Genomic DNA, 11,106 nt, shown 5'->3' with positions numbered 1-11,106 from the left:
ATGCTATCCTCTGCGTTATGTATGGACAAGGAACTGGCCCACAAACTGGTGCAAGTAGCAGGTATAGATACGCCACGCTCCCTTACGGTGTATAGGAGTGAACGAATGGAAGAAGTGCTGTCAGCAGCAGAAGCACTGGGGTTCCCGCTCTTTGTCAAGCCGGCCAGATCGGGATCTTCGCTAGGCATAACGAAGGTGAACAACATGCAAGAATTGATCACAGGAACGGAACACGCTTTTACACACGACAACAAAGTTGTCATTGAAGAAAATATCCACGGTTTTGAAGTGGGATGTGCCGTTCTAGGCAATTCTGATCCCATGATCGGCGTAATTGATGAGATTGAGCTACAGGGACATTTTTTTGATTATTCCGAAAAATACTCCTTAATCAGTTCGAAGATTCATTTGCCAGCCCGCATTGATGAGGACATTGCAATGAAGGTTAAAGAGACTGCGATGTCAATTTATAAAACACTTGGTTGCAGAGGGTTTGCACGAGTAGATATGTTCCTGACCACGGACGGAAGAATGGTGTTCAATGAAGTCAACACGATACCAGGTTTCACATCGAATTCCCGCTATCCCAACATGCTCCAGGCTAGCGGCATGACTTATGCGAATATTCTTAACCAGCTAATAGAGCTCGCCATTGCTGAGGACTGAACGAATTTCCAATGAAATATATACATGCAAAAGAAGTCACCTTTAGGGTGCCTTTTTTTGTTTCTACGAAGATGTATTCATAGTTTGAACAGGGAAGATCGTTTTCCAAGACAAAGAGAGTGATGAATTATATTATAACCCATTGTGTATTATTACTCAAAGAGTAATAATACAAATACGAAAGAACGGAGAATTATCGAATAATTTTAACTTAAGAGAAGGGTAGGCGTCATCTAGTGATGAATAAACAAAGCTTGCGTGATATCAAAAGAGAGGCAACGACAAAAGCGCTGGCCAGCACGGCGTTTGAACTTGCAGTAGAGCGTGGACTAGACGGATTTATTATCGATGATCTCGTTCAAAGGGCTGGCTACTCCCGGAAAACGTTCGCAAACCACTTCTCCTGTAAAGAAGAAGCAATAGCCATGGCGGCTATTCTTACAACAGATAACCATGAAGATCAGCCATTAAATGAAGTTATGCAAGAAAACATACTTCCGCTCGATGCCTTATATCGCTTAATAAAGAGATCACTAACCGCAGAGTATGTTTCTAAAATGCGTCAGCTCGTATCGCTTTCCAAACAGTATCCGACGCTCGAACCATATCTCCTCAGCGTTCTTTCTCGTTTGCAAGCTACTGCTCAGGAAACATTAACCGATTTATCTCAGGGACGGTATCCCAAAGGATACGCTCATCTTCTCTCTGGTGCTGTATACGGAGCTGTTCTGGCTATATTCGACGGAAGTATCAACGTGCTGCTTCCAGGGCAATCCACAACCGATTTTCCTGGGGAAATGACGTTGGATCAATATTTGGACGACATGTTCAGCTACTTGCGAACCGGCTTTTAGACGTTTGAGTTCACTCCTGAAAGGATGGAAAAAATGATGAGAGTTACAACCAAAATGATTGATAAGCAATTAAGAATAAAAGGCAAACTTATTGATTTATTAATGAAATCTTCCCATGAAGAAAAATGGCTTGCATCAATGAGGAAAATTAAAAAAAGATCGGATGTGTCAGCGGGAAAAGACATCGAGGGTTTAACATGCAGTGAAGAGTGGATACCGCGCAAAAGTGATGGATCTAAGATACGTGTTCGAATCTATAAATCTTTACATCCCACAGGAAATGCGCCTGGGTTCTTTGGATACATGGTGGAGGATATGCGATGGGGAACCCCGAGCAATTCGGGAAAACCTACAAAAAATTAATTGATGCAAGTAATTGTGTAGTTGTTGCGCCTGACTATCAGTTATCCATTGAGGCTCCTTATCCAGCAGCTTTAGATGACTGTTATGACACACTTTTATGGATGAAAAGCCATGCAAAAGAACTTGGTATCAGAGAGGATCAACTCATGGTAGGCGGAGAAAGCGCTGGAGGAGGTCTAACCGCTGCAATTACTCTTTACGCTAGAGATCAGGGAGAAGTGAATATTGCATTTCAAATGCCTCTGTATCCAATGATCGACGACAGAATGATTACTGAATCAGCAAAGGACAATAATGCCCCTATTTGGAACTCGGATTATAATCATTGGGCTTGGAAATTGTATCTTGGAGAATTGGCAGGGAGGGATGTACCTTCCTATGCAGCAGCTGCCAGAGCCAACGACTACAGCAATCTTCCTCCGACAGTAACTTTTGTTGGTGATTTGGAGCCATTTCGAGATGAAACCATTCATTATGTAGAAAATTTAAGAAAAGCAGGTGTACCTGTCGATTTTGAACTCTACAAAGGCTGCTTTCATGGCTTTGATATCATTCAACCTAATGCAGAAGTGAGTAAAAAGGCAATTTCAGTTTTTATTAAATCATTTAAATATGCAGTGGATCATTATTTTGCTGAGCAGAATACGAAAAGTTGATACTAAAAGGCGAACATTCCATAATTTCGGAATGTCCGCCTTTTAGTAACGAATTCTTGAATTCTATTCTATTGCATCTCAGACGGTTGTTGGCACGTGTTTTGCACGGGCAATCTTGGTTGCATCGACCATGTTGCGCAAGGAAGCAACGGTTTCTTCGAGTCCACGCGTTTTGAGACCGCAATCTGGATTAATCCAGAACAATTTAGGGTCCAATACACGCAAGGCGCGTTCGATCATGCTCGTCATTTCATCCACACTTGGAACACGTGGGCTATGGATATCGTATACCCCGAGTCCAATACCCAGTTTATAGGTATTCAACTCAAAGCTGTGAATCAATTCACCGTGACTGCGGGATGTCTCGATTGAGATGACATCGGCATCCATCGCTTCGATGGAATCAATCATGTCATGGAATTCGCAATAGCACATATGAGTGTGAATTTGAGTTGTATCTTGAACCGTGCAAGTGGAAATACGGAAAGCTTTAACGGCCCAAGCCAGATAATCGGCTTGCTCGTTTTCCTTCAACGGCAGTCCTTCGCGAACCGCAGGCTCGTCGACCTGGATCATGCCAATACCTGCTTGCTCCAGTGCTTCTACTTCTTGTCTCAGTGCATACGCCAATTGATATGCGATGTGCTCGCGCGGGATGTCTTCACGTACAAACGACCAGTTCATGATGGTAATTGGTCCGGTGAGCATACCTTTTACAGGACGTTGTGTCTGGGACTGTGCATATTTGGTTTCTTCTACGGTCATTTCCCCGGTAAATGCAACGTCTCCAAAAATAATCGGTGGTTTTACACAACGGGAACCGTATGATTGTACCCATCCGAATTGGGTGAAGGCAAACCCTGCAAGTTTTTCTCCAAAGAACTCTACCATGTCGGTACGCTCAAACTCACCATGTACGAGAACATCAATCTCGATCTCTTCCTGAATTTTAATCCAGATATCAATTTGATCCCGGATAAAAGCAGCATACTGCTCATTGTTCAACTCACCCTTACGCCACAATTGACGTGCTTTACGCACTTCAGCGGATTGCGGGAAGCTGCCAATGGTCGTTGTCGGAAAGAGAGGCAATTTCCATTTTTCCTGCTGCGCGATATGACGCTCGGCAAACGGACGGGAACGTTCCGGCTGTTGAACACGGAGTGATGCCACGGCCTCTTGAACGGCAACACGATTGCGCTCTTCCGATTGCTGGAGAGCCTGAATCGTAAGATCGGAATTTTCAATTTCAGCGATAATTTCAGTGCTTCTTGAAGACAATGCTTTCGTCAACAGAACAATCTCGTCCAACTTTTCATCTGCAAATGCCAGAGCATTCTTAAGTTCGGATGTGAGTTTAGTTTCACGAGCTGTCGTTACCGGAACATGAAGCAAGCTGCAAGAGGATTGAACGAATAAGCGTTCAGGTGTCACGAGTTCAGCCAGTTCATCTAGCAGCTTCAGTTTTCCTGGCAAAGAAGCTTTCCAGATCCCACGGCCGTCAATAACCCCAGCACCCAAAATTTTATCCGCTGGGAAACCGGAAGCCTGAATGGATTGAATGTTGCCCGTCGCCCCGTGTACAAAATCAAGTCCGATACCTTGAACTGGTAATGCAACAATGTCACTATAGTTCTCTACGGATTCAAAGTAGGTTTGCAGCATAATGTTCAAACCTGGTACAGCAGCTGCAAACGTCTCATAAATTCGGTTCAGCAACTGCAGGTCAGCATCGCTTGTTTTGGTAACGAGGATTGGCTCGTCAATCTGTACCCACTGAACACCTTCATTGGCAAGCTCCTGAAGCACTTGTACATAGAGCGGAAGCAGACGGTCCAGCCAAGCGTTCGTTTCGGATTTATCATATCCTTTGGACAGCTTCAGGAAGGTCAACGGTCCGACAAGAACCGGTTTACCTTCAATACCGAGCTTCTCTTTGGCTTCACGATAAGCAAGAAGGGGCTTATTCTCCGTAAGGGTAGGGGAAGCGCCATCCAGTTCAGGCACGATATAGTGATAGTTAGTGTTAAACCATTTTGTCATTTCACTTGCTGCTGCATCTTTCGTTCCCCGGGCAATTCCGTAATAGACGGACAAAGGTACAGCGCCACCGTCATATGCAAACCGTTTCGGTACAATTCCGAACATAACGGCTGTATCGAGAATGTGATCGTAGTAACTGAAATCATTAACAGGAATAAGATCGATGCCTTTTTCTTGTTGCTTGCGCAAGTGATCTAACCGAATCTCCTGCAATCGTGCTTGAAACTCTTTTTCTTCGAGCTTGCCTGACCAGAATGCCTCCAAAGCTTTCTTCCATTCCCGATCGGCACCAATTCGTGGATATCCCAATACACTGCTTCTCACCATCACGTAAAACTCCTCTACAATATGTTACCAAAAAGTTATCACATATCTGGGGTTATAATGTAATTCCATTAAGTTATATCTAGCTATAGCCTTTAGCTATATCGGAGTTGCATGAGATCATCAATAATGGCAAGTATGAAGATGTTATAAAAAACTTTACAAAAAAACCGTCCAGACGGTATAGTTAAATAAGGTTAAATTACGCTACGTATGCGTTAGGAGGAATGAATGCATGGCTGCATATTTTTTATTGGGTTTGGCGATCGTATCCGAAGTTTTTGGGAGTTCCATGATGAAATTATCAAACGGCTTCCAAAAGAAACTTCCGATATTAGGACTGATTTTGGGGATGGGTACAGCGTTTTTTTGTCTTTCTCTAGCTTTAAAAACCATTCCGCTAGGTACCGCATATGCAACGTGGTCGGGTGTGGGGACTGCTCTTACGGCACTCGTTGGAATTGTATTTTATAAAGAGAGTGTGAACATCAGAAAAATCTCAGCTTTAATTTTAATCATTGCTGGGGTCGTGATTATGAAATTAGCTCATAGCTGATCAAGAGAGGGGGGATGAACAATGAAAGGTTATTTTGCACTGGGCATTGCCATCATTACTGAGGTTTTCGGTACAACCATGTTAAAATTGTCGGAAGGATTCACGAATCTGCTACCTTCGATTGGACTTGTTGTGGGCATGACGTTGTCGTTTTATTTTTTGACGATGTGTTTGAAAACAATTCCGTTGAGCACGGCATACGCCATATGGGCAGGTGTAGGGACAGCATTAACCGCCTTGCTTGGCGTCATTTTATGGCACGATCCTTTTAACATTCTGTCGGGAATTGGACTCATTTTGGTCATTGGGGGAGTAGTGCTTCTAAACTTATCCAAAAGTCCCGTCAAATCATCAAACGCAAGTCAGTCATAAATAAACGTATATGAAGGAGGTTATCTTTTGAGAAGTAATTCAAGACGTCATGAGCTTTTGGCATCAGCGTCATATATTGTCGAACATCTGGGTATGGAAAAATTAACGTTGGAAGCTGTAGCTAAACATGCGGGAGTAAGCAAGGGCGGGTTGCTTCATCATTTTCCCAATAAAGAAGCAATCGTTACAGCCATGATCGAGGAATTCGGGGATACGTTTTTATCTGAACTACAGCAAAAATCAAGCGAAAGCATAGACGAAGCCGGGAAATGGAGCAGGGCTTATATCGAAACGACCTTCCATGACCCCAAAACGACGGCAGCTTTGAGTACAGCGCTTTTGGCCGTGTTATTCTCGAAGCCGGAATTACTTGCAGCGTACAATAAAAAAAATAACGTTCTTCAAGCTGATATTTTAAACGATGGCATTGCTCCCGTTAATGCTGCTATTATCAAATTAGCAACAGATGGGTTATGGTTTTCCGAGATTTTTGGCGTTGGAATGCTGGATGAGGATTTACGAAAGCAAGTAGAAGAGAGACTAATGAAGATGTCTTTTGAAGCGAAATGACAATGCCTGTATCAACTCCTTTTTACATGCCAATCCTCAGCAATGGCTGGGAATTTTATACAAAATCGAACGGTTGAATATAGAAACAATCGTACCAGACCATGGGGAAGTATGCTCGTTGACTGAACTGAATGAAGTCAAAGCCTACATAACCGATCTATTGGAAATCGTGACGTCTGCTGTTCAAAGCAACCAAAGCCTCGATAAAATATCTGTGCCATCAGCCAACCAGCATTGGTCCTTTACTACGTATTTTAAGTAGGATTTGCAAGCCATTTATGAATGGCTCACTAAAAGCGGTGAAAACTGATCCTGACTTGCAGGTGTGTTGTCCAGGCATACTAATACTCTTAAATTAAGAAGTCGCCATATCAGGCGACTTTATTTTTTTGTTTTTGATCTTGCAATATTAACTATATTTTAAACTTGATTAGAAGGGACAGCTACACTTGATGCATAATAAGGATACGTAAATCATTGTTGAACTGGAAAATGAGGAAAGGGTGATTTGATGGGTGTACCTACTTTTCTTGAAACAGGTCATATGACAGAAGGTTTTCCGATCCGGGTAATTCATACCGAGGAAAAGTTTAATTTTGCCGCACACTGGCATGAAGAGGTTGAATTGGTTGTAGTCAATGGCAGAAGCGGAAGAATTGGCGTGAATAACCATGTGTTTGACCTTGAACAGGGAGACGTGCTACTTATCAAACCGGGAGACATTCACTGTTTCTTGCCAGGTACAGATCATTTAACCATTATCCTGTTTCGACTGGAATTATTAACGGGAAGCTTCACAACGGAGAGAGAAACTCAGAAGCTGGGAGAGCTTTTCAATAAAACGACGGTCATCCCGTCCAAGCTCTCCATGGAGAAAAATCTGGGGAAATATATAGATGCCTTAGCGAATGAAGAGAAGGACCAACAGGCGGGATATCGCTGGTTAATGGTTGCCAGATTATATGATCTCATCGTTCACATGTTACGTACAAAGGGACCAATTACAGAACAATTAACTTCAGGATGGCCCTGTACCCCTTCCAAAAAGTTTGAATTTCTGGAATCCGTTTGTGAATATCTTGAGGAGCACTATGCAGAACCCGTCAAGTTGGATCAGGTAGCGGAGCATATTAAATTCAGCAAGTTTCACGTATGTAAATTGTTTAAAGAGGTCAAAGGAATCACGCTGATGGAATACCTGAATCATTTTCGAATCATCAAATCGGAGTGGGCGTTATTGTTTCGCGAAGAATCCATACTGGACATTGCAATCGGTCATGGATTTAACAATGTGAATTCATACAATCGTTTTTTCAAAAAATATAATGACTGTACTCCGTCCGAATTTCGGAAGAAGCATCGTACGAATATCACAACATATGAAGGATGATTCACAATATATAGGGAGAAAGCCTTCTTCAAAATCCATATACTCTAATAAATTGTAAGCGTTTCCTTTTTGAAGGAGGGGGCCTATGAAGAAGTTTAAGCTTAAACATATCTCTATGATTGCACTCGTAAGCGCAGTGATGATGGTGTCCGGTTGCCAGCCGGGTGGAGCGAACCAGCCCAAGCAGGAGGAGATTACGGTATGGAGTTTTACGGATGAAGCGGGTTACGCTATTGGAAAATTTGAAGAGAAGTACCCGGATATTAAAGTGAACTTTGTCAATATTCCGGGTAACTTCTACATCACGAAGCTTAAGTCCGCACTACAGACAACCTCCAAGGCTCCGGATGTGTTTATGATCGAGAATGCAAATATAAGAGAGCTGATTGATGTGCCTTATCTGGAGAATTTATCGGAAGCACCTTATAACGCCAATGAACTGATTCCAGAGCAGTATGCTTTTGTGCAGGCTAATGAGAAGGATAGCGAAGGAAATATTAGAGCGATCGGTTATCAGGGAACGCCTGGAGGCATTTATTATCGGAGAGATTTGGCCAAAGAGTATTTGGGTACTGACGATCCCGAGAAGGTAGCGCCGCAGATTGACACTTGGGAGAAGATATTCGAGATTGGAGAGAGGGTAGCGCAGCAAAGTGGAAATAAAGTTCATGCTCTTGCCAACTGGAATGCAATATCCAATTCATATGATGGTATTCCTTGGGTTAAGGATGGGAATTTAGTCATCGACCCTACCTACATGAAGGTGCTTGACCTTGTGCGCGAAGCTCGTCAGCGGCATGTACTTGCAGAGTTGGATGACGGTAGTGCCGGATATGCGGCTTCCATGCAAAAAGGACAGGTGATGTTCTATCCGGGAGCTACCTGGGCACTGCAATACACTTTCAAGGCGAACGCCCCGGATACCGAAGGATTATGGGGTCTCGCGCCGGGGCCAACCGCTTTTAGTGCCGGTGGAACTTATATTGCGATGTACAGCAAAAGTGACAAAAAGGATCTGGCCTGGAAGTTTATTGAGTTCTATAACTTTGATCATGATTTTCTGTCAGGGCTTGCGAAGGAACAGGACTATTTCACAAGCAACATGGTCGTGAACGATCAGCTTGCTGGATCTGTATCTTCAGCGTATTTGGGAGGGCAGAAGCATTTTGAGTTTTTCTCGGAAGCGGCCAAGCAGGTTCCTGTATATGAGCGAACCAAATATGATTCAATCATTAACAATGACATCTTCAAAAATGTACTCCAGTTGTATCTCAATAACGACATTCAGACCCAAGAAGAAGCCGTGAAACGAATAAAACGTGATGTCAAATTGAGATTTCCGGAGCTGGAAGTGGATTAGCTTAGAAGTAAGCGAATGCCTTTTAATCATCCGATGACTGGGGGTACAAATCATGTTTGCCAAGTCAATCCGCAAAGACCACTACGGATACTATTTCATTGCTCCGTTTTTCATTCTTTTCGCCATTTTTGGGCTATATCCAATCCTGTATTCGCTCTATATCAGCTTTACCAACTTTGACGGGATCACAACGCCCGACTTTGTTGGAATAGGTAATTATGTTGCGGTTCTACAAGATCCTCTGTTCTATAAGACGCTATTTAATACCCTTTTTATCTGGGGCGTCTCTGTAGTTCCACAGCTTACCGTTTCACTTGTACTTGCCTTTATCCTCAATGATAAGTTGCTTAAGGGAAGAGACATTTTCAGAGCAGTTTATTTCTTTCCCAATATCGTTACCGCTGCATCATTGGGTCTACTTGTGAGTCTGATCTTTGATTGGCAGTCCGGTGGTTTGAATCATTTTCTCGTTCAAATTGGACTCATCGATGATCCAATTAACTGGAAAAATGATCCCTGGTTTATGCGACTGATCGTTTCATCCATTCTGTTCTTTCAATACTTTGGTTACTCCATGGTCATCTATCTTGCCGGGCTTCAGGGTATTGATCCCGCTCTGCAGGAAGCTGCTCAAATGGATGGGGCGAAAAAGAAACATATTTTCATCCATATCATCGTTCCAATGCTCCGCCCAATCATTCTGTTTCAGATGATCACGTCCATTATTGGGGGCATTCAGATTTTCGATCAGCCGTTTACATTGACAAATGGAACGGGTGGTCCGGATCGTGCAGCCATGACCAGTATTATGTATCTGTATAATGTGGCATTTCAAAGTACACGTTTTGGTTATGGGGCGGCCATTGCATTCTGTCTGTTCATCATCATTATCCTGCTATCGGTAGTATCCTTCATGATGACGAAGCGCAAGAGCCGTGCTTAGGGAGGGGGAAATGAAATGCAAACCGTCAAACCAGTCGAACAACAAAAAGTCACTCTACAGCAATACGATACTGTGAGGCGTCTGACACTGGGCAAAGTTATTATTTATCTGTGTTTGATTAGCCTCGCCGTGATCTGTATCATTCCATTTTATCTCATGCTCATCTATTCCACACATAACAATGCAACGATTGCATCGACATTTACATTTCTGCCCGGACCCTTCCTGGTGGATAATTATATGAACATGGCTTCCAAAATCAATATTTGGCGCGGGTTTGCCAACAGCTTTTTCATTGCCGGAACGTCTACGGTGTTATCCTTGTATATCGGTTCCCTAACGGCATATGGCTTCGCCAAGTTCAAATTCAAAGGTCGCAACTGGCTATTCCTGTTTTTGCTTGCTACCATGATGGTGCCTGGGCAGCTCGCACTAATCGGGATGTATCGTCTGTTCAGTACGTTGGGCTTGCTGGACAGCTATGCAGCGATCATTTTGCCTGCAGCAGCGAATGCATTTAATGTATTTTTTATCAAACAATTCATGGAGAGCAGCATTCCGGACGAAATCATCGAATCTGCACGTGTGGATAGTGCAGGGGAGTTTCGCACATTTAATCAGATTGTCCTGCCCATTCTGGGACCGGCCATTTCGGCCCTTGGCATATTCACCTTTATCGGTTCTTGGAATAATTTCCTCACGCCGCTCGTCCTGTTTTTCTCCCTGGATAAATATCCGCTTCCAGTGCTCGTTGCACTGGTGCAAGGATATTATGGAATGGACTATGGACTGTTGTATTTGGGTGTTGCGATCTCGATCTTACCTATTATCATTGTCTTTGCGATATTCTCCAGACAAATTATAGGCAGCGTTGCATTGGGTGCGGTGAAAGGGTAAGCGTACAGGTTACACGTAAACGATCACCACGGAAAAAGTCGCCATATGGCGGCTCTTTTTGTTTTTCATATGATATGTTTATTTCGCTGGGCGCTTAAATCACTGATCTCGA

Annotated in this window: 13 protein-coding genes; 12 read left to right on the top strand and 1 reads right to left on the bottom strand. The window is 43.2% G+C overall.

The window, feature by feature from the left end; genetic code table 11:
- From AMS66_RS33925 to AMS66_RS18750, 4 genes are all read left to right on the top strand, one after another.
- Positions 1-666, top strand: a 666-nt coding sequence (locus AMS66_RS33925) for a D-alanine--D-alanine ligase family protein (RefSeq protein WP_236703511.1), incomplete at its 5' end; no start/stop codon positions are given.
- A gap of 239 nt (positions 667-905) precedes the next feature.
- Positions 906-1,520 carry a TetR/AcrR family transcriptional regulator gene (locus AMS66_RS18755; RefSeq protein WP_053782248.1) on the top strand — a complete coding sequence of 205 codons (615 nt, stop codon included), beginning with the start codon at positions 906-908 and terminating at the stop codon, positions 1,518-1,520.
- Between the two features lie 33 nt (positions 1,521-1,553).
- Positions 1,554-1,883: a hypothetical protein gene (locus AMS66_RS31855; RefSeq protein ID WP_082350782.1), complete on the top strand. Its 330-nt coding sequence runs from the start codon at positions 1,554-1,556 to the stop codon at positions 1,881-1,883.
- Positions 1,841-2,539, top strand: coding sequence for an alpha/beta hydrolase (locus tag AMS66_RS18750; RefSeq protein WP_082350781.1), 699 nt, complete (start codon positions 1,841-1,843; stop codon positions 2,537-2,539). The genes AMS66_RS31855 and AMS66_RS18750 overlap by 43 nt, the downstream gene beginning before the upstream one ends.
- A 78-nt stretch (positions 2,540-2,617) precedes the next feature.
- On the opposite strand, the gene metE is transcribed toward AMS66_RS18750, so the two are convergent.
- The gene (gene metE / locus AMS66_RS18745; RefSeq protein ID WP_053782247.1) at positions 2,618-4,909 is read right to left on the bottom strand and encodes a 5-methyltetrahydropteroyltriglutamate--homocysteine S-methyltransferase; all 2,292 of its coding nucleotides are present in this window, start codon (positions 4,907-4,909) and stop codon (positions 2,618-2,620) included.
- A 232-nt stretch (positions 4,910-5,141) separates the two neighbouring features.
- Here metE and AMS66_RS18740 point away from each other — a divergent pair, with 232 nt between their 5' ends.
- The 8 genes from AMS66_RS18740 (at position 5,142) to AMS66_RS18705 (ending at position 10,994) form a co-directional block, all read left to right on the top strand.
- A complete protein-coding gene (locus AMS66_RS18740; RefSeq protein ID WP_053782246.1) occupies positions 5,142-5,462 on the top strand; it encodes a DMT family transporter in 321 nt (106 codons plus the stop codon).
- Between the two features lie 21 nt (positions 5,463-5,483).
- Positions 5,484-5,834: a DMT family transporter gene (locus tag AMS66_RS18735; RefSeq protein WP_053782245.1), complete on the top strand. Its 351-nt coding sequence runs from the start codon at positions 5,484-5,486 to the stop codon at positions 5,832-5,834.
- Positions 5,835-5,861: 27 nt separating this feature from the next.
- Positions 5,862-6,404, top strand: coding sequence for a TetR/AcrR family transcriptional regulator (locus AMS66_RS18730; RefSeq protein WP_053782244.1), 543 nt, complete (start codon positions 5,862-5,864; stop codon positions 6,402-6,404).
- Positions 6,391-6,666 carry an MBL fold metallo-hydrolase gene (locus tag AMS66_RS18725; protein WP_053782243.1) on the top strand — a complete coding sequence of 92 codons (276 nt, stop codon included), beginning with the start codon at positions 6,391-6,393 and terminating at the stop codon, positions 6,664-6,666. The genes AMS66_RS18730 and AMS66_RS18725 overlap by 14 nt, the downstream gene beginning before the upstream one ends.
- Before the next feature lie 282 nt (positions 6,667-6,948).
- On the top strand, positions 6,949-7,794 hold the full coding sequence (locus AMS66_RS18720; protein WP_201782197.1) for an AraC family transcriptional regulator: 846 nt from the start codon (positions 6,949-6,951) through the stop codon (positions 7,792-7,794).
- Between the two features lie 85 nt (positions 7,795-7,879).
- Positions 7,880-9,154 (top strand): ABC transporter substrate-binding protein, encoded by a 1,275-nt coding sequence (locus AMS66_RS18715; protein WP_053782241.1) that lies wholly within the window; start codon positions 7,880-7,882, stop codon positions 9,152-9,154.
- A 52-nt stretch (positions 9,155-9,206) separates the two neighbouring features.
- Entirely contained in the window at positions 9,207-10,097 is an 891-nt protein-coding gene (locus AMS66_RS18710; RefSeq protein WP_053782240.1) for a carbohydrate ABC transporter permease, read from the top strand.
- 15 nt (positions 10,098-10,112) lie between these two features.
- A complete protein-coding gene (locus AMS66_RS18705; protein WP_053782239.1) occupies positions 10,113-10,994 on the top strand; it encodes a carbohydrate ABC transporter permease in 882 nt (293 codons plus the stop codon).
- Positions 10,995-11,106 lie beyond the last annotated feature (112 nt).

Source organism: Paenibacillus xylanivorans (assembly GCF_001280595.1).
Taxonomy (GTDB): Bacteria; Bacillota; Bacilli; order Paenibacillales; family Paenibacillaceae; genus Paenibacillus; species Paenibacillus xylanivorans.
This window is presented reverse-complemented; position numbering and strand designations above follow the sequence as displayed.